The sequence below is a fragment of the Verrucomicrobium sp. BvORR034 genome (assembly GCF_000739635.1).
In the GTDB taxonomy this organism is placed as follows: Bacteria; Verrucomicrobiota; Verrucomicrobiia; order Verrucomicrobiales; family Verrucomicrobiaceae; genus Verrucomicrobium.
Genome location: NZ_BATQ01000014.1, coordinates 1 through 19,086, shown reverse-complemented (window position 1 = coordinate 19,086; position 19,086 = coordinate 1). Strand labels below are relative to the sequence as shown.

The following is a 19,086-nucleotide window of genomic DNA, read 5'->3' as shown; positions in this document are numbered from 1 at the left end:
CAGATTCTTCGTTCAACCTGCGGCATCGGTCGGCGGCTCCGCCACCTTGACCCACAGCCCCTGGAAGCGAGGAGCTCCCTCTGAATCCACAAACGCCTGCAACCGCACCAGCACGTAGCCTTTCTTCAGCAGGCTCACGTCGTTCTGCTTGTGGGCCGCCTCGTTCTCGGCCGTGCGACACCACACGCTCATGCCAGGCAGCTTTTTCTTGAAGGCCTTCTGATACTGGTCGGCTCCACTGTGCACGCGTCCCTCGTTGCGCACCGTCGCGTACCCGTCCTTCGTGTGTTTGGACCAGGCCTGGCTGTCGGAATTCAGGTCCGTCCACTCATTGACCACTGCCCCTTTGGTGTCGTCAAAGAAGGCCAGCATTTCCGTCGGCGTGGCAGCTTTTTGCCCTTTGGCGGGCTCAGCTCCTGAGACGGGCAGGAGTCCAAAAATGCCAGCCAGTCCACCAACTGCCAACGCCTTTCTGCAAAGAGACAACGAACTCATGGCTCGGGATTGTTCCAGAGAACCGCAGGATGGACAAGCCTGAATCCGGGCTCCTGCGCTTCAATCCTACCTCCAACCTGCTCGCCCGAACAGTCCGTTTGGTTCATTCTGGAGCTTCACTCGTCGCTTGAGTGCCCTGCGGTCCGTGCTACGCTGAACGTCCCTATGGCCAAATTCCACATCCTCGTTGCTGATCCCATTTCGCAGACCGGCATTGATTTGCTCCAGGCAGAGCCGTCCTTCGAAGTCGTCGTGAACCTTGGCCTGAAAAAAGAGTCCGACTTCTGTGAGGCAGCCAAGGATGCAAACGCGATCGTGGTGCGCAGCGGGGTGAAGGTGACCGCCAAGGTCATGGAAGCCGCCCCGAACCTGAAAGTCATCGGCCGTGCGGGCGTGGGCGTGGACAATATCGACGTCCCGGCCGCTTCGAAGCGTGGCGTGGTGGTGATGAACACCCCTGGCGGCAACACCATTTCGACCGCGGAGCACGCCTTCGCGCTCATGACCTCCCTGGCCCGCAAGATCCCCCAGGCTCACGCCAACGTGGCGGGCGGCAAATTTGACCGCAAGACTTTCCAGGGCACGGAACTCAACAAGAAGACCCTGGCCGTGCTCGGCATGGGCCGCATCGGTGCGGAGTTCGCCAAGCGCGCCCAGGCCTTCGGCATGCGTGTGGTGGCCTATGATCCCTACCTCAGCGCCAACCGCGCCGAGATGCTCAAGGTGGAACTGGCCGACAATCTGGATGACGCCGTGAAAGACGCGGACTTCATCACGATGCACATGCCGCTGACCCCGGAGACCAAGCACATGCTCAACGAAGAGCGCATGCGCAAGATCAAGAAAGGCGTCCGCATCATCAATTGCGCCCGCGGGGGTCTGGTGGATGACAACGCCCTGGCCAAGCTCTTGGAAGAAGGTCACGTGGCCGGTGCCGCCCTCGACGTGTACGAAGTGGAGCCTCCCCCCGCTGACTACCCGCTGCTGAAGGCCCCGAACGTGGTCTTCACTCCGCACCTCGGCGCTTCCACGGATGAAGCCCAGGAGTCGGTGGGCATCGAGATCGCCGAGCAGGTGAAAGCCAACCTTCTGGAAGGCACCGTGGTGAACGCGGTGAATATGCCCAACGTGGATCCCAAGACGCTCGCCGCCATCGGGCCAGCTCTTCGTTTCGGTGAAATCCTGGGCCGTCTTATTTCCCAGATTGCTCCTGCCCGCGCCGAGAAACTGCGCGTGAACTACAGCGGCAAGCTGGGTGAGATGGACACCACCCTCGTCTCGCGTGGCGTGCTGAAAGGCTTCCTCGAGAAGCCCATCGGTGCCGATCAGGTGAACCTCATCAATGCCATCGGCACGGCCGAAAACCTCGGCCTGCGCTTCACAGAAAGCCGCGTGCCCGGACCGACCGAGTTCACCGACCTCATTGAGGTGCAAGTGGGCTCGGGCGACCAGACCGCCGTCATCGCCGGCACCTTCTTCGGTGGCGATCCGCGCATCGTGAAGATCAACGGCCGCCGTGTGGAAGCCAAGCCGGAAGGCACGCTCCTGCTGCTGGAAAACGACGACCGCCCCGGCATGATCGGTGCCTACGGCACGATCCTCGGCCAACACCAGGTGAACATCGCCAACATGTCCCTGAGCCGCAATGAAGAGGGCGGCACGGCATTGACGCTGCTCACCCTCGACTCCGCCCCGGCTGACGTCGTGATCAGGGATCTGGAAACCATCCCCGGCGTGAAAAGAGTGTACTGCATGGTGCTGGATTCGTAATCCTGCACAGTCCCTGCTCTCCTTTCTCGGTCCTTTTCGCCTGCCGGATCCTCCGGCTCCCATCCCCATGTCCCATCCCTTCCTCGACGACTCGTTCTATGTACGCTGGTCCACCCTCTCCCCGGAGGTGGTTGAGCCCGACATCACCAAAGCGCTCGAGGAAGCGGAGGTCCGGCTCAATACGGTGATCGGCCAGCAGCGGGGCGGGCTCACGTTCGACAGCGTGATGCTCGGCTACGAAGAAGCCCTTCGTGAGCTGAATGAGTCCTGGGGTCTGGTGACCCACCTGGTTTCAGTATGCGACTCCCCCGCGCTGCGGGAGGCTCACAACGGCATGCTGCCAAAGGTCAGCGCGTTCTTCGCCAAGATCCCGCTCAACAGCGAGCTCTGGGATCTCATCCTTACCTACAGCAACACGGATGAAGCCCGTGGTCTGACCGGCCTGCGCCGCCGCACGCTGGAGGAGACGCTCGCCTACTTCCGCCAGCACGGGGCAGAACTGCCGGCCGAGAAGAAGAAGCGGCTTGAGGAACTGGAGTCTGAACTCTCCCAGGCCACCCAAAAGTATTCGGAGAACGTGCTCGACTCCACGAACGCCTGGGAACTGGTGTTCGACGACGCCGAGAAGCTTAAGGGCCTGCCAGAAACCGCCCTGGCCGCTGCCAAAGCAGATGCCCTGGCCAAAGGGCTCGGCACCGAAGAATCCCCTAAGTACCGTCTCACGCTCAAGGCCCCGTCCATCATCCCCGTGATGGAGCACCTCGAAGACGACGCCATCCGCAAGCAGGTCTGGACAGGCAGCTGCTCCATCGGCAACGGCGGCCAGTACGATAACACTGATCTCATCTGGACGATTCTGCGTCTGCGGCATGAAAAGGCGCAGCTGTTGGGCAAGGCCAACTTCGCGGACTACATCCTGGAGCGGCGCATGGCCAAGACCGGTACCACCGCCCTGCAGTTCACCGAGCGCCTGCACACCCGCGTGAAGAAGGCCTTTGACCGCGAGGTTGTGGATCTTCAGGAGTACAAGGCCGACCAGGCCGGCTCCGACGTCAAACTCCTCGAACCCTGGGAAATCGCCTTCTGGAGCGAGAAACGCCGCCAGGAGCGCTATGAATTCGATTCCGAAGAGCTGCGCCCTTACTTCCCCGTCGTGGGCGTGCTGGACGGCATGTTCAAGCTGGCCGAGCGGTTGTTTGAAATCACCATTACCGAGCGCCCGTCCGTGTTTTACCCCGTGGGCCAGACCCCGGCTGATGCCGCCGCTGGCTCTCCGGTAGAAGTGTGGCACCCCGAGGTGAAGCTGTACGAAGTGCGCAACAAAGAAGGCGTGCAGACCGGCAGCTTCTACGCCGACTGGCACCCGCGCGATTCCAAACGCGGTGGGGCCTGGATGAACTATCTCAAAGGCGGCTGGCCCGGTGACAGCAGTCGCGAGCGCCGCCCCCACCTGGGCCTGATGTGCGGCAACATGTCCCCGCTGGTGGAGGGCAAGCCCGGCCTGCTCACGCACGATGAGGTCTGCACCGTGTTCCATGAATTCGGCCACCTGCTGCACCAGCTTCTGGGCACCGTGGAAATCCCAAGCATGAACGGCGTGAACGTGGCCTGGGACTTCGTGGAGCTGCCCTCCCAGCTCATGGAGAACTTCTGCTGGGAGCGCGAGAGCCTCGACTTTTTTGCCAAACACCACGAGACCGGCGAGCGGATCCCGGACGTCCTCTTCAAGAAGATGTTCGCCGCGCGCAACTACATGAGCGCCGTGGCGATGATGCGCCAGCTCTCCTTCGGCAAGTTGGACCTCGAACTCCACATGCACTACGCCACGGAGCAGGCCGCCGATCTCGATGCGCTCACCCGCCGCATCGTCAACGACTACACCTTCCCCACCGAGACGCGCCCGCCCACGATGGCCCGCCGCTTTGGCCACCTCTTCAGCAGCCCCGTCGGTTACGCCGCCAGCTACTACAGCTACAAGTGGGCCGAGGTGCTCGATGCCGATGCCTTCACCCGCTTCCAGCACGAAGGCGTGCTCAACCCCGTGGTCGGCCGCTCCCTGCGCGACTGCATCCTCAGCAAGGGCAACAGCGAAGATCCCGCGAAGCTCTTCCGCGACTTCATGGGTCGTGACCCCGATCCGGATGCGCTGCTCGTGCGCGCGGGGTTGGCGTAGCCCGGGCCCGCTGCGCGGGAGACACAAGACTTCAAGACGAAAGACTCAAGACCTGAGCTCTCGCCCAGGAGGAGACGCACCACGCGTTGATTAGTAAAAGGAGCGAGGGACATTCTTGTCCCTCGCTCCCATTACTGAGCGCTCCGTTGGAATTCTCAAGTCTGGTGTCTTCATCCCTCCCCCTCCTCTTTCCCGATCGACTCCGTCGGACAATGCTCCATCGCCTCGTTCACGACCGACCTTTCTTCCTCCGTCTCCGGCTGCCGCATCACATAAGACAGCCCGGTTTCTTCATCGAACCCGAAGTGCCGCGGAGCGATCTCCCGGCAGCCGTGGCAGTCAATGCAATCAGTGTCCACGTAGTACGGCCCTTCGTGGTTGGCGGGAACTTTTGAATGGGGATTGGGCATGGTCTCAGGCGGTTGAAGGTGATTGTTTTAGTTTTGATGTTTGGATTTTGAAGTTTGACCCAAAGAGTTTGCTCCTTCGTCTCCCCCACGGTTCCTCATCCTGCCCATTGCTAGAAATTCATTAATGTCATATACTCATGCTCATGAGGCATGAATACCTGGCCACTCGCCCTGTGGATCTGTATTCGATGCACCTGTTTGAGCTGGTGGCGATTGAAGGCAGTTTCACCCGGGCGGCCGGCATCGCTGGTGTATCCCAGAGTGCCGTGACCCGTCAGATTCAGGGCATGGAAAACCGTCTGGGGGTCACCCTGCTGGAACGAACCACCCGCAAGGTCACGCTGACGGATGCGGGCCACGCGCTCCTGGCAGAAGCCCGCCAGCTAAACGGCTCTCTGGAGGCGAGCCTGCGGAGGTTCAAAGAAGAGCACGTGGATGCCACCAGGACCGTGCGGGTGGGATTTTCCCGCTCTGTTGGTCTGGCCTCGTTGCCGGGATTCCTCCTCCCGTTCCACCGGAAGTCGCCGGAGGTTCGGCTAAAGGTCTCGCATGAACCCGGGGTGAGCTTGCTGGCGGCCCTGCTGGACCACCGCCTGGACATCGCGATCCTGACCGCCCCGGAAAAGATCAATCCCGCGCTTCAGGTGCAGCACAGCTTCGCGGATGAGTTCGAGCTCATCATCGGAGCCCAGGCCGCTCTTCCGCCAGGCCCTCCTCCTTGGTCATCAGCGACGCTCCAGGCGTGGCTCGATCTCCAGACCTGGATGCACCTCAGCCAGCAGAGCCATACTGGACAGAAGCTGGCAGCCTGGCTCAAGGAGCAGCACTACCCTCACACCCCGGCCATGGAGCTGGACAACTTCGAGATCCTCATCCAACTCGTGGCGATGGGCCTGGGGGCCAGTTGGGTGCCGCGTCGTGCCCTGGCGGCGTATCCCAGAAAGAAGGCCCTCCAGCGGGTGCCGCTGCCCCGCCGGTTTGAGCGTCAGATCGTGATGGTCACCCGTCGCACGCATACGCTGCCAAAACACATCCAGGACTTGATCGAAGGAGTGCTCTTTAGCTAGACTCGAAACTCACCATGGACATGGACACCGACCCCACCGCCTCTGAAGCTGAATCCCAAGTCGAAGCCCCGACGCTCATCCCTCTCACTGCGGAGCAGGTCCGGGTGCTGGGCTGCTTGATTGAGAAGGAGGGCACCACTCCCGAGGCTTACCCTCTGACGCTGAACGCCCTCGTCAACGCCTGCAACCAGACCACGAACCGCGAGCCGGTGGTGCGCTACGATGAGGACACAGTGCTGGAGGCGCTGGACGGTCTAAAACGCCGGGGTTATGTCCTGCAACTCACCCTCGTGGGCGCGCGGGTCCAGAAGTACAAGCACACCCTGGGTTCCAAGTTTGGCTTCCTCACCAAACCCGGCATCGCTCTGCTGGCGGTCCTCATGCTGCGTGGGGTGCAGACCTCCGGCGAGTTGCGTCAACGCACGGAGCGACTCCACACCTTTGCCGACATTCCCGCTGTGGAGCATGAGCTGCACAAGCTCATCGACTACCCAGGCCATCCGCTGGCGGTGCAGTTTGCCCCCGGTGGCGGACGCAAGACGGTGACCTTTGCCCATCTGCTTTCCGGTTTGGTGGAACCGGGCACCGTCAGCTCGTCTGGCCCCGCCGTGGCGGCGGTGACCGCTTCACCCGCAGCCGTGTATGACGCGGACTGGCGCGGACGCATGGAACAGGAACTGGTGGCCCTCCGGGCCGAGGTCGCAGAGTTGCGGGCGATCATTGCGCCGGGCTCAGTTCCCGCCCCGCAGGAGGAGATCGACACCGGCTCCCGCTACATTCCGTAGGGGAGCGGTGATTTCAGCGATACGAACTCAGGGCGTCGTGGTCTTCGTGGCCATGACGTCCCCCATCCGGGCATACATCTCGATGCCCTTGGCACTTTGTTCTAGCAAGTCGGGTGAGAACTTGATCCGCCCTGGCTCAAAGATAGTGATGACGCAGGAACCGCCAAACGTGAAATAACCCTTTTCTTCGCCCTTGGCCACCTCCGCGCCGAGACGGTAGGTCTGGTGGGTGGAGCCGACGCAGGTCGCACCGATCTCAAGGCACAACACCTCACCAAACTCCTTGGTCTTCACCACCGTGACGTACCGTTTGTTCTCCCACAGGAGTGTGGGTCGCTCCCGCAGGGCGATGGGGCTCACGGAGTACAGGGGGCCATTGATGAGCCGGGCCTTGCCGGGAAGGCCGCTTACGGGGAAATGGAAACGGTGGTAATCCACTGGGCACAGTCGGGAGATGAGCAAGGAGCCTCGCAGGTACTTCTCCGCCAGGGCCGCATCGCCCAGCAGGGCCGTAAGATCGAACGACACGCCTTTGACAAAGATGCCGTCATTGGTGCCGATGTCTGGGATGGCAAAGTGTCGCCCATCCGCAGGAAAGGCCACGTCTTCAGGCTCTGGCGTGATGGGCCGGGCCTCCGGCTTCAGCCGCCGGGCGAAGAAGGCATTGAAGCTGGGGAACCGCTGCGGATCGCCCGCCATCTCCTCCACGGAGATGTGATACTTCTCGATGAAAGGCTGCACCCGTTGCCGGCTCTTCCACTGGCTCATGCGGTGTCCATACCACTTGGAGAAAAGGGAGCGCTTCACCAGCGCCCACACGGCTGCCCGCCCCAGGGGCTTTTCATAAGCCCAGCGCAAGAACCCTTCACCATAGATGGTCTCGGTCTCCGTCTGTCGGGTATAGCGGTTGTAGTAAGTGACTGGCTCTGACATGCAATGGGTTCTAGTGGATGGGAGCGGACTCCATGCCAAGTCTGCGCAACGCGGCTTCCCGGCGGCCCGCGTCGAGCTCCGCCTTGCTTTCCGTGCCGCCTTTCTGAAGCGCAAGGATCTGGAAGGCGTGACCGAGGTGCCCAGGATGGGTGAGCGTTTGAAACTGGCGCATCCAGGCGGGATCCGGTGAAAATCCAGGCTGGCGGAGCAAGCGCGCCGCAACGTGCGTGAGAAAGCGGCCCTGCTCAATGAATTCCGTCACGGTCATGCCCAGTGCGACGGCCTGCTCGGCAAGGCGGGTGAAGTTCACATGGGCTGTGAGGTCTGCTTCACCAAGATCCTCCAGTACCCGATCATCTGTCCGGTGTTGATAGTAGCGCCGGAGGGTGCCTCCGTTGCGCTCCGGGATGTAGTACTCCCTCGCGGCATGCCCGTAGTCCGCCAGCAGTATCTCGCCGGTGAAGGCGCTCTGAGAGACCTCCTCAAGCCAGCCCAACATCGCCACATTCAGCTCAGTGACAAAGCCTGCGGGGAAATCGTTGCCGAGACGCTCCAGCTCGACCTGCAAGGCCGACGTAGAGGGCACCTCCTGCACAAACTCGAACGTCCCATCCTCCCGAGTGGTCACATGCAGCTCCCTCCACCCCTCGGAGGTGAATTCGATCCGATGGACGGCAAAGGCATCCAGCAACTCATTGCAGATCAGGAGTCCCTGGATTTCCGGGACCTGTGCCCAAGTCGCGGCGTGGATCAGATGAGCCGACAATTCCGGTCCCAAACAGGCCTGCTGAGCCTCCCGGAGGGTCTCGTCGGGCTCGATGATCACGTATGTAAGCCTGGCCGCCAGCTCAGGATGGCGGCGATGGATGGCCTCCAGAACGTCCCTCGCCAGCGTGCCATCATGCGCCCCCTGTTCGAGGATCGCAAACCGCTCCGGACTCTCCGCCGCTGTCCACACTCCCGCGGCATGCTCTGCAAACAATTCGCCATAGAGCGGGCCCACGCTGACGCTGGTGTAAAAATCGCCCGCGCGGCCGATCCGGCGCACCCCCTGGCGATAATACCCCGCGAGAGGCTCATACAGAGCGAGTTGCATCACCTCCGCCCAGGAGACAGCCTTTCCCGGGGCACAGGCCAGCCGTTCAAGAAGCAGTTCCGGGACCCGAGGGATTGCATTCGCCATGTGAGATTTGGCCGCTATACTGCTTTCTCCCCTCAACGTAAACTGCCGAAATGTCCGATCAGGAAGTCAATCCCATTGCCCGCAGCTTGATGAAGAGCACGTCCTCCCGCCCACCGGGCAAAGGGGGTAACGTCCGGCGGCGAGTGCCCATCTACAAGCGCGGTTGGTTCGGCGCCCTCGTGGTGGTGACGCTGATCATCGGTGTGACGGCCTTCGGCATGATCATGGCCATCCTGGCACCGCTCCAGGAGCAGGCAGAAGAGCTGGACATCACGGATCTGCAGAAGATCGAAGTCGCCAGCCGCATCATGGACCGCAAGGGCGAAGAACTGGGCAAGATCTACGTGCAAAACCGCACGCCCATCAAGGTGGACGACGTGCCGATGCACTTCATCCAGGCTCTAACCTCCGCGGAAGACTCCCGGTTCTTCCAGCACAGCGGCGTGGACGTGATGGGCATCCTGCGTGCCATCTGGCTGAATTATAAGGCGGGTGAAGAGAACCAGGGGGCAAGCACCATCACCCAGCAGCTGGCGCGTGGGGCATTCGACCTCAAGAAGATGGAGACCACGGACAAGAACTCCCGCTATCAGCGCAAGATCGTGGAGTGGTTTGCGGCGGAACGCATCGAGAAGAAATACTCGAAATCGGAGATCCTGGAGATGTACCTGAACCGCATCTACTTCGGTGCTGGGTTCTACGGCATCCAGGCGGCCTCCAAGGGCTACTTCGGCAAGGAGGTGCGCGACATCACCCTTCTGGAAAGCGCCACTCTCTGCGGTCTGATCAAGAGCCCCAACAATCTGCAGCCTCTGCGCCACCCGGAGCGCTCCAAGAAGTCCCGCAACCACGTGTTGGATCGCATGTACGAGGAGGGCTACATCTCCAAGGACGAGCGCGACACCTACTCCGCCCAGCCGGTCGTGACCTCACCCCGCACCACGGACAACCGTCTAAGCTACGTCTATGAAGAAATCCGCCAGCAGGCCATCGCCATCATTGGCGAGGAGGCGGCTCAGATCGGCGGGTTCAACATCTACACCTCCATTGACGGCCAGCTCCAGCGGACCGCCGAGGCTTCCGTCAAGAAGCGCATGGAAGAGGTGGAAAGCACCCCCGGCTACAAGCACCAGACCTTCTCCTACTACCGTGCTCTCCTGGAGGAGTACAAGAAGCGGATCAATGCCAAGACGATTCCGGAAGATACACCCAAACCCCAGCCGGAGTATCTCCAGACAGCGGTGCTGGCGATCGACAACCGCGATGGTGGCGTGCTGGCCATGGTGGGTGGACGCGACTTTGTGGACAGCATGTTCAACCGCGCGGTGCAGTCCCGCCGCCCAGCCGGAACAGCCTTTCTTCCCTTCGTGTACGCCACGGCATTCCAGAGCCCGGACTACTTTCCTCCGCAGCGGCTGAAGGACGGCCCGTTGGACAACCGCTACGTCATGATCGGCGGCCTTCAAGGCATCTTGGGCGAGTGGGGCACGGAGCAGGATGCCCGTCTGGTTTATGGCACGAGCATTTCCGCCCGCGAGGCCCTGAGCCAGAGCCGCACAGCGGCGACCGCCCGTCTGGGACTGGAACTGGGGCTCCCCGCAGTGAAAGAGCTGGTGGCCAAGGCTGGCATCAAGTCCCCTCTCCGCGACTACCCCAGTTCCTTCCTCGGAGCCAGTGAGGTGAAGTTGGATGAAATGTGCCTGGCCTACAGCGCCTTCGCCAACAAAGGCATGCGTCCCAAGAAGATTTCCATCATCCACCGCATCACCGACCACGCTGGCAAGGTGATCTTCCAGGTGAAGCAGGATGAAGAAGTGCTGACCGAGGCCATGGACGAAGTGGCCGCCTATCAAACCCACTCCTGCCTCGTGGACGCGCTTCGCCAGGGCACCGGCAAGAAGGCCTACGACGAGTATGGCCTCAAAGACTTTCCCGCAGCGGGCAAAACGGGCACTCACTACGAGTTCAAGGACCTCTGGTTCGTGGGCTACACCAGCGCCGTGACCTGCGGTGTGTGGTGCGGCTTCGACCAGCAGAAACAGATCTACGAAGGGGCCTTCAGCAACAAGGTGACCCTGCCCATGTGGGCGGACGTGATGAATGCCTCCATCAAGGACTACAAGCCGGAGGAAATCCAGCCGCCCCACGACATGCAGATGGTGGAAGTGTGCCGCCGCAGCGGACTGCGTGCCCTGGATACCTGCTACGACAAGATCCCTGACCCGGCCACCGGCAAGATCCGCGCCGTGCGCAACACCTACCGCGAGGCCCTGCGTCAGCGCTCCAACTTTGACGTCTTTTGCGACCTGCACCGCAGCGGCGACAGGGGCGAAGACATTCCGGGCCTCGGCTCCGCCTCCATCCAGGAGCAGCTCGTCACCCAGGCCCCCGAGGTGGCCAATGTCTCCCCTGTGCGCATGAAGGGCCTGACCGTGCTGGGGGCCGACCCCTACAACACCCTGCAACCAGTACTGCGAGCTGAGCCCGTGCTGGAAGACGGCTCCACCGTACAGCGGGCCATTCCGGTCGAAGACCCCCAGGAAAAGACGACGCCCATCAAGCTGGCCCCGCCCCCGCCGATGAAGCTGGACTGATGCATTTCGGAGGCAAGTTTACCCCTCGCTCCCCTGATGAGGTCGCCGGAGACGACATAAAAGTACCGCTTTCTTAAAAAGATTGTCAATCCAGGGCCGTTTCCGGGCCCTGAGGAAAGAGCGGGGTTGGAGGGTCGTAGTTGAACGCATCGGGCCATGTGGCCCAGGCGTTCATGTCCCCGTCTCTCCCCCTCCTTCATCACCGTCAGATTGTCGTGCTCGCCGTTGTGGCAGCCTCCAGTCTGGCAGGATCGCTGCTCCATGCTGCGGCCCCTGCACCAGGGTCCCGGCCAGGCCAGAGCCTGACCTATGAGAAGGATGTGCGCCCGGTCTTGAAGGCGCATTGCTTCCACTGCCATGGGGAGGACGGCGAGGTCAAAGGAGGCCTGGACGTGCGGCTCCGTCGTTCTCTCGCCCAGGGGGGCGACACCGGCCCCGCGATTGTGCCCGGAAAAGCCCATGAAAGCCTCCTCCTGGAGATGCTGAAATCCGGTGAGATGCCCAAAGGGGCCAAGAAGCTGAGCGACGCGGAGATTGCCATCGTGGAACAGTGGGTCAATCAGGGCGCGAACACCGCCCGGCCAGAACCGGAGAAACTGGGACCGGAATACGCCTTCACCGATGAGGAACGCGCCTGGTGGGCCTTCCAGCCGATTCAGTCACCCCGGGTGCCCGACATGGGGCCAGAGGCGGAGAACCCCATCGACGCCTTTCTGCTCTACCGCTTGCGCCAGCAGGGCCTGGAGTTGTCTCCGGAAACCAGCCCTGCCTCCCTGGTGCGCCGTGTGACCTTTGACCTGACCGGCCTGCCGCCCACCCCGGAAGAGGTGGCCGCCTACGTGGCAGACACCCGGCCAGGCGCTTATGACCGGCTCATCACCCGCCTGCTGGAGTCACCTCACTATGGCGAGCGTTGGGGCCGCCACTGGCTGGATGTAGCGGGCTATTCTGACTCTGACGGCTACACGGAAAAGGACACGGAGAGACTTCACGCCTTTCGCTTCCGCGACTACGTCATCAAGTCTCTGAATCAGGACAAGCCCTTTGACCAGTTTGTCCGCGAGCAGCTCGCCGGGGATGAAATGGTGCCCCAGCCCTACCGCAACCTCTCTGCAGACGCAGCGGACAAACTGGCCGCCACCGGCTTCCTGCGCATGGCTGCGGATGGCACAGGTGCCATGGACGACAAGACCTCCCGCAACGCGGTGCTGGCCGATACCATCAAGATCATGGGCAGCGCCCTCTATGGCATGACCATCGACTGCGCCCAGTGCCATGACCATCGGTACGACCCCATCACCCACGCGGACTACCATCGCATTCGCGCACTCCTCGAACCCGCCCTGGACTGGAAAAAGTGGAAGGCCCCCAATGCCCGTCTCGTCTCCCTGATGAGTGACACTCAGCGCGCCGAGGCTGCTGCCATCGAGGTGGAGGCGAAGAAGCTGGACGATGTCCGTCTTGCCAAGCAGGCCGAATTCATTGACGCCACCCTGGAGAAGGAACTCGCCAAACGTGAAGAGGCCCTGCGTGATCCGCTACGCACCGCTTACAAAACGGAGGCGAAGAAGCGCACGCCGGAGCAGGTGAAGCTGCTGGCCAAGCACCCCAGCATCAACAAGCTCAGCGGCGGATCGCTCTATCTCTACGACACGACCTACAAGACCAAACACGCCGCCGATCTGAAGACCATGGCGGATGCCGCCGCCGCCGTGCGGGCGAAGAAGCCGAAGGAGGAGTTCGTCCAGGCTCTAACCGAGCCCGTGGGGGCCACCGTGCCGGTGACATACATCTTCCACCGGGGCGATCCCGACCAACCAAAGAAAGCAGTAACCCCGGGTGACCTCACCGTCCTGGGCGGCAGCAGGAACGTGGATGTTCCCGTCAAAAACAACAGCCTGCCCACCAGCGGACGTCGCCTGGCCTTTGCCCAGTCGCTCACCGATGGCACCCATCCCCTGCTGGCTCGCGTGATGGTCAACCGCGTGTGGATGCACCACTTCGGCCGCGGCATCGTCACCAGCGCGGGGGACTTCGGCCATCTGGGACAGCTTCCGAGCCATCCCGAACTGCTGGACTGGCTGGCAGACCGCTTCATGAAGGAAGGCTGGAGCATGAAGAAGCTGCACCGGCTGATCATGACGAGCCATGCCTACCGCCAGGCCTCCACGCGGGATGCGAGGAAAGAACAGCTCGACCCCGACAACGCGCTGGTGGGCCGCATGAATGTGCGCCGCTTGGAAGCTGAGTCCCTGCGGGACGCCATGATCACGGTGACAGGCAAGCTCACCCCCAAGATGTTCGGCCCGCCTGTGCCCATCATGTACAATGAAGAAGGCCAGGTGGTGGTGGGCATCGACACCGCCGACACGGCAGGGCGGCAGACCGGCAAAATCATCCCGCTGAACGGCGAGGAATACCGGCGCAGCATCTACATCCAGGCGCGCCGCACCCGGCCTTTGGGCATGCTGGAGACCTTTGACGCTCCCAGCATGATGGAGCCAAACTGCGCGGAGCGTCCCCGCACCACGGTGAGCCCGCAGTCTCTGTTGCTCATGAACAACGGCTCCATGCGGGAGTACGCCCAACTCTTCGCCAGCCGCCTGCAAAAGGAACGCCCGGCCGATGTGATCGCCCAGGTGCGCCGCGCCTATGAACTGGCCTACGGCCGCCCGGCCGTGCCGGAGGAGACCGCCCGCGCCGTGGAATTTGTGACCGCCCAGATGGCCTTTTACAAGGATCATCCTGCCCCGCTGGAATACGCCGTGGGACCGCCATCCAAGACCAACGCCGACCCCGCTCTGCTCAGTCTGGCGGCCCTCTGCCACGCGCTCATGAGCGCGAATGAATTCCTCTACGTTGACTGACCGATTCCCCCTTCCGGAACCCCTATTTTCTGCCCTTTGCCCCATGAACACTGGAGCCTGCAATCCCTTCTCCCGCCGCCACTTTCTTTCCTCGAACGCCTACGGCATCGGATCCGTGGCGCTGGCCTGGTTGTTGAAGCAAGAAGGCCTGCTGGCCTCCAGCGAGCGGCTCAAGGCCCAGCACTTCGACCTGTTGGCCAAGCCCGCCCACAAGCCGCCGCAAGCCAAGGCCATGATCTCCATGTTCATGCAGGGCGGCCCCAGCCACATCGACCTCTTTGACCCCAAACCCGAGCTCACCAAACACGACGGCAAGAGCTACACCGGCGAGATCAAACAGGATGATGCCGCCGGTGCCAGCCTGGAGATGATGGGCAGCCCCTGGAAGTTCAAGAAACACGGCCAGAGCGGCATGGAGATGTCGGAACTCGTGCCGCACATGGGCAGCATCGCCGATGACATCACGCTCATCCGGTCCATGCACACCGGCGTGAACAATCACGGCCAGTCCATTTACGCCCTCATGAACGGCCGCATCGTCGGCGGCCGCCCCACCCTGGGGAGTTGGGTGACCTACGGGCTTGGCTCTGAGAACCAGGATCTCCCTGCCTATGTTGCGCTCACCGACCCTCGCGGGGTGCCCGTGCTGGGCGTGGACAACTGGTCCAACGGCTGGTTGCCTTCCCTCTACCAGGGCACTGTCATCCGTCCCCGCGAGCCCCGCATCCTCAACCTCGACGCCCCCATGTCCCTCCGTGGCGAGGCCCAGGACCGCTACCTCGGTTTCCTCGGCCAGCTCAACCAGCAGCACCTCGCCCGCCGTCCCGGTGAGTTCGACCTTGAAGCCCGCATCCAGAGCTTCGAACTGGCCGCCCGTATGCAGACCGCAGCCAAGGAGGCGCTCGACATCACCAAGGAGAGCGAGGGTACAAGGAAACTCTACGGCATTGACGATCCCGCCACCCAGGAGTTTGGCACCCGCTGCCTCATCGCCCGTCGCCTTGTTGAGCGCGGTGTCCGCTTTGTGAGCCTCTTCACGGGCAACCAGACCTGGGACCACCACGCCTCCATCGGCACCAGCCTGCCCGCCGCCTGCAAGTACGTGGACAAGCCAGCTGCCGCCCTCGTCATTGATCTCAAGGACCGCGGACTGCTGGACAGCACGGTCGTCCACTGGGGCGGAGAAATGGGCCGCCTTCCCGTCATCCAGAACCGTGCCGGTGGCAACAACGACCGCAGCAAGGTCGGACGCGACCACAACACCTACGGCTTCAGCATGTGGGTCGCCGGCGGCGGTTTTAAAGGCGGCCACGTCCATGGTGCCACCGATGAGTTCGGCCACCACGCCGTCGAGAACGTCGTGAATCACTACGACTACCACGCCACCCTCCTCCACCTCTTCGGTCTCGATCCAAAGAAGCTCACCTACAAGCGCAATGGCACTGATCAAGTGCTCGTGGAAAACGCCGAAGCAAGAGTGGTGACGGAGCTGCTGGCGTAGGGGCAGATCGCCCTAGCCTGGTTGCAGCTATTTCAAGTATTCGCGAGAATGCGTTCAGGTGGATAGCTTGGTCTTGTGAGAGACAAGCGACGTCCTGACCGCGTTTTCACAAACGCAGCCACGAGTTGCGTCTGCGGCGGTGCGGGAAGGAAACTCGTGGATGCATTCGTAAGAATGCGTTCAGGTGCGGGCGGCCGGGATGGGTGGCTTGGTCTTGCAGAGGCAAGCGACGTCTTGACCGCGTTTTTACAAACGCAGCCACGGGTTGCGTCTGCGGCGGTGTGGGAGGGACGCTCGTGGATGCATTCGGGAGAATGCGTTCAGGTGCGGGCGACCGGGCAGATAACTTGGTCTTGTCAGGGGCAAGCAACGTCAGAGCTCATAGTGGCCAAGGCATTTCAACATCCTTTAGAGCAACTTCCGCCGTTCTATCAGAGCGGGGCGAAACTTGCAAGCAAGGGATACGGTCACTCACTTCTAAGGCTCACCGAGATGGGCCTCGATCGTCCTCCGGGTCTGCTTGAGATGTCCAAGCAAATCACCGCTCTCCTGCAACATCCGGTCACAATAGTCCACGGCCTGATCATAGGAGACATATCGGTAGTCCTGCCTGCCCCGGACCACAGGGTAGATCTGCTGCACGGCGCTGAGTGGCAGGCCGCGGTACACGACCACGCCAATCTCCGACACCTCTGTCGGGTCGCCCGATCCCTGGGTCTCCCACTGGGGCCATTCGTAACCCAGCAACTCGTAGGCTGCCGCCTGCGGACCAAAGTCCTTGTACCTGAGCACCACTGTTCTTCCTGGGTTCGCCTCGTCCTCCGTGCCGACACAGGAGGCAAGGACCAGGCCAACCAAACTCGCGACCACACTGACTACTGACCTCAAGGACTTCATACGCGTTGGAAGGCTCCTTTTAACATCACTTGGGCGACCGGTCAAAACGACCGGCGGCGGCTGGCTCCGGTCAAATCACGATGCCGGCCCCGCACGGAGGCGCCCTTGTTTCCTGAACTCAGGCTCCTCCCCGTCGCGAGCCAGCGGACGCACGCGCTGCCCCCAAAAGCCTTTGGGCCAAAAATGGGCACTTACTACAGGGATTCAGCCTATCCCTCCGGAGGCGAGTAGGGGATAATAGAAGGCTGTCCCTGCCTCGCGACATTTCGAAATTGTAGCGAATTTTCGTTACACTCGTCCTGCCGGGAACATTTGTTGAAGTGATAGTTTGAACGCCCAGGCCCCTTATTAGCTTCTTTCAGCGCGCATGAGCTCCGCCATACCTGCCCCCCTCTGCCGTTTGCTTCCCCTGGCCCTGCTGGGAGCACCCGTTCTCGCCCTGGCCGAGGAGAATCCTCATGGTGATGTGTTTAAGAACCTGCCTGTCCCAGCGGTGGTGGACTTCAACAAGGATGTGCGCCCGATCATCTCTGCCAAGTGCTACCACTGTCACGGGGCGGACGAGGGATCCCGGAAGGCGAAGCTGCGGCTGGATCTGCGCGCTGAAGCCATCAAGGACCGGGATGGCGTGCAGGCCATCAAACCCGGCGATGCCGGGGCCAGCGACATCATGGCGCGCATCCTGACGACCGATCCCGATGAGGTCATGCCCCCGCCAAAAGAGGGGCACGCGCTCACCTCCCGCGAGATCGAGGTGATGAAGAAGTGGATCACCCAGGGGGCACCCTACGCGGAACACTGGGCTTTTCAGAAGCCCGTGAAACCCACTCCGCCCACGGCATCAATGGCTCCTGTGGACGCGTTTGTGCAGAAGCATCTCAAGGCTGAAGGGCTGACCCCTGCACCGCAAGCCGACCGCCACACGCTTATCCGCCGCGTCGCTCTGGACCTCACCGGCCTGCCGCCTTCTCCGGCTGAAGTGAAGAGCTTTGTCGATGACCAGCGCCCCGATGCCTACGAGCGCATGGTGGACCACTACCTGGCCCAACCGGCCTACGGCGAACGCTGGGCTCGCGTCTGGCTCGATCTGGCGCGCTATGCTGACTCCGCTGGATACGGCAGCGATCCTCTGCGGCTGAACATCTGGCCATATCGCGACTGGGTGATCGATGCCTTCAATCGCAACGAGCCCTATGACCAGTTCACCCGGGATCAACTGGCGGGCGACCTCCTGAAAAATCCCACGCAAGAGCAGCTGATCGCCACCGCCTTTCATCGCAACACGATGACCAACACCGAGGGCGGTACGGATGACGAGGAGTTCCGTGTGGCCGCCGTGAAGGACCGCATCGGCACCACCATGCAGGTGTGGATGGGGCTCACCCTGGGCTGCGCGCAATGCCACACGCACAAGTTCGACCCCATCACCCAACAGGAGTACTACGAGTTCTTCGCCATCTTCAACCAGACGGCGGACAACGACCGGGCGGACGAAACGCCCACCCTGGCCGTGCCCGACCCCGCGCAGCGGGATCGCATGGAGACCTTGCAGAAGGAGATCCTGGCGCTGGAAACCCAGTTGAAGGCACCAGCCCCGCCTGCACTCGTGGAAGAACTGGCCGCATGGGAGGCAACGATGAAACAACCCACGCGCTGGCAGCCGGTGGAGCTCGCCTCGGCCCGCTCAGAGAAGGGCGCGCGCCTGGAGAAGCAGCCGGACCATTCCCTGCTGATTGAAGCGGCGGAGTCCGACACCCACCAGCTGGAGGCCGTGGCGCCAGGAGGCATCACCGGCATCCGCATAGAAGCCCTGCCTGATGACCGGCTGCCTGGCAAAGGCCCCGGCCGCTCGGGAGGAGGCAACTTTGTGCTCAGCGAGTTCAAGGTGCTCGCCGAAGCCGCCACGCCCGAAAAGGGCCGCCCCAAGGCCCGCTTCGTTCGCGTCACCCTACCAGGGAAATCCCGCATTCTGCATCTGGCAGAGGTGCAAGTTTACTCCGCAGGAAAGAACCTGGCTCCCGCAGGGCTCGCCACGCAATCCTCCACCGGATTCGAAGGGCCGGCCAAGCTGGCGGCGGACGGCAATACCGACGGCGACTATGCGAAGAAGTCCGTCAGTCACTGCTCCCAGCAGGACGATCCCTGGTGGGAGGTGGACCTCCATCAGGAAGTGCCGGTGGACTCCATCGTGGTGTGGAACCGCACCGACGGCAACACCGGGTCCCGCACGGCGGGTTTCCAGGTGGTGGCGCTGGATGCGGGTCGCAAAGAAGTCTTCCATCGCGATGAAGCCTCCGCCCCCCAACCCAGCACCACGCTGAACGTGGGCGGCCCGGTGGACATCCGGTTTAAGGAAGCAACCGCCGACTTCGAGCAAAACGGCTTCACCGTGGCCCACGCCATCGACGGCA

13 protein-coding genes are annotated in these 19,086 nt (G+C 62.2%); 8 read left to right on the top strand and 5 right to left on the bottom strand.

From position 1 onward, the window contains the following. Nucleotides 1-12 precede the first annotated feature (12 nt). Nucleotides 13-495: a hypothetical protein gene (locus tag BV034_RS02905; RefSeq protein ID WP_265592553.1), complete on the bottom strand. Its 483-nt coding sequence runs from the start codon at nt 493-495 to the stop codon at nt 13-15. 165 nt (nt 496-660) lie between these two features. Here BV034_RS02905 and serA point away from each other — a divergent pair, with 165 nt between their 5' ends. After that, nucleotides 661-2,265, top strand: a complete 1,605-nt coding sequence (gene serA, locus BV034_RS02900) for a phosphoglycerate dehydrogenase (protein ID WP_050023948.1) — start codon at nt 661-663, stop codon at nt 2,263-2,265. Between the two features lie 67 nt (nt 2,266-2,332). Next, nucleotides 2,333-4,438 (top strand): M3 family metallopeptidase, encoded by a 2,106-nt coding sequence (locus tag BV034_RS02895; RefSeq protein WP_050023947.1) that lies wholly within the window; start codon nt 2,333-2,335, stop codon nt 4,436-4,438. 170 nt (nt 4,439-4,608) lie between these two features. On the opposite strand, the gene BV034_RS02890 is transcribed toward BV034_RS02895, so the two are convergent. Further along, nucleotides 4,609-4,848 carry a ferredoxin gene (locus tag BV034_RS02890; protein ID WP_050023946.1) on the bottom strand — a complete coding sequence of 80 codons (240 nt, stop codon included), beginning with the start codon at nt 4,846-4,848 and terminating at the stop codon, nt 4,609-4,611. 143 nt (nt 4,849-4,991) lie between these two features. Between BV034_RS02890 and BV034_RS02885 the strand changes: the two genes are divergently transcribed. Beyond that, nucleotides 4,992-5,915 carry a LysR family transcriptional regulator gene (locus tag BV034_RS02885; protein ID WP_063768661.1) on the top strand — a complete coding sequence of 308 codons (924 nt, stop codon included), beginning with the start codon at nt 4,992-4,994 and terminating at the stop codon, nt 5,913-5,915. 20 nt (nt 5,916-5,935) lie between these two features. Beyond that, the gene (locus tag BV034_RS02880; RefSeq protein WP_081887541.1) at nt 5,936-6,700 is read left to right on the top strand and encodes a YceH family protein; all 765 of its coding nucleotides are present in this window, start codon (nt 5,936-5,938) and stop codon (nt 6,698-6,700) included. Nucleotides 6,701-6,727: 27 nt separating this feature from the next. Here BV034_RS02880 and asd read toward each other — a convergent pair whose 3' ends face one another. Continuing rightward, nucleotides 6,728-7,633 carry an archaetidylserine decarboxylase gene (gene asd / locus BV034_RS02875; RefSeq protein WP_050023939.1) on the bottom strand — a complete coding sequence of 302 codons (906 nt, stop codon included), beginning with the start codon at nt 7,631-7,633 and terminating at the stop codon, nt 6,728-6,730. A 10-nt stretch (nt 7,634-7,643) separates the two neighbouring features. After that, nucleotides 7,644-8,729 (bottom strand): SAM-dependent methyltransferase, encoded by a 1,086-nt coding sequence (locus BV034_RS02870; protein ID WP_265592552.1) that lies wholly within the window; start codon nt 8,727-8,729, stop codon nt 7,644-7,646. A gap of 137 nt (nt 8,730-8,866) precedes the next feature. Between BV034_RS02870 and BV034_RS02865 the strand changes: the two genes are divergently transcribed. From BV034_RS02865 to BV034_RS02855, 3 genes are all read left to right on the top strand, one after another. Continuing rightward, nucleotides 8,867-11,410 (top strand): transglycosylase domain-containing protein, encoded by a 2,544-nt coding sequence (locus BV034_RS02865; protein ID WP_050023935.1) that lies wholly within the window; start codon nt 8,867-8,869, stop codon nt 11,408-11,410. A gap of 173 nt (nt 11,411-11,583) precedes the next feature. Further along, a complete protein-coding gene (locus BV034_RS02860; RefSeq protein ID WP_050023932.1) occupies nt 11,584-14,277 on the top strand; it encodes a PSD1 and planctomycete cytochrome C domain-containing protein in 2,694 nt (897 codons plus the stop codon). 43 nt (nt 14,278-14,320) lie between these two features. Next, nucleotides 14,321-15,778 carry a DUF1501 domain-containing protein gene (locus BV034_RS02855; RefSeq protein WP_050023930.1) on the top strand — a complete coding sequence of 486 codons (1,458 nt, stop codon included), beginning with the start codon at nt 14,321-14,323 and terminating at the stop codon, nt 15,776-15,778. A 477-nt stretch (nt 15,779-16,255) separates the two neighbouring features. Here the strand turns inward: BV034_RS02855 and BV034_RS02850 are convergent, their stop codons facing one another. Continuing rightward, complete coding sequence (locus BV034_RS02850) at nt 16,256-16,675, bottom strand: hypothetical protein (RefSeq protein ID WP_050023929.1); 420 nt, start codon at nt 16,673-16,675, stop codon at nt 16,256-16,258. A 367-nt stretch (nt 16,676-17,042) separates the two neighbouring features. Between BV034_RS02850 and BV034_RS02845 the strand changes: the two genes are divergently transcribed. Then, the coding region (locus BV034_RS02845) for a DUF1549 domain-containing protein (RefSeq protein ID WP_265592551.1) at nt 17,043-19,086 on the top strand (2,044 nt) is incomplete at its 3' end.

Coding starts and splice junctions, on each gene's coding strand:
- BV034_RS02905 (WP_265592553.1), bottom strand. CDS start 495: ATGAGTTCGTTGTCTCTTTGCAGAAAGGCGTTGGCAGTTGGTGGACTG.
- serA (WP_050023948.1), top strand. CDS start 661: ATGGCCAAATTCCACATCCTCGTTGCTGATCCCATTTCGCAGACCGGC.
- BV034_RS02895 (WP_050023947.1), top strand. CDS start 2,333: ATGTCCCATCCCTTCCTCGACGACTCGTTCTATGTACGCTGGTCCACC.
- BV034_RS02890 (WP_050023946.1), bottom strand. CDS start 4,848: ATGCCCAATCCCCATTCAAAAGTTCCCGCCAACCACGAAGGGCCGTAC.
- BV034_RS02885 (WP_063768661.1), top strand. CDS start 4,992: ATGAGGCATGAATACCTGGCCACTCGCCCTGTGGATCTGTATTCGATG.
- BV034_RS02880 (WP_081887541.1), top strand. CDS start 5,936: ATGGACACCGACCCCACCGCCTCTGAAGCTGAATCCCAAGTCGAAGCC.
- asd (WP_050023939.1), bottom strand. CDS start 7,633: ATGTCAGAGCCAGTCACTTACTACAACCGCTATACCCGACAGACGGAG.
- BV034_RS02870 (WP_265592552.1), bottom strand. CDS start 8,729: ATGCAACTCGCTCTGTATGAGCCTCTCGCGGGGTATTATCGCCAGGGG.
- BV034_RS02865 (WP_050023935.1), top strand. CDS start 8,867: ATGTCCGATCAGGAAGTCAATCCCATTGCCCGCAGCTTGATGAAGAGC.
- BV034_RS02860 (WP_050023932.1), top strand. CDS start 11,584: ATGTCCCCGTCTCTCCCCCTCCTTCATCACCGTCAGATTGTCGTGCTC.
- BV034_RS02855 (WP_050023930.1), top strand. CDS start 14,321: ATGAACACTGGAGCCTGCAATCCCTTCTCCCGCCGCCACTTTCTTTCC.
- BV034_RS02850 (WP_050023929.1), bottom strand. CDS start 16,675: ATGAAGTCCTTGAGGTCAGTAGTCAGTGTGGTCGCGAGTTTGGTTGGC.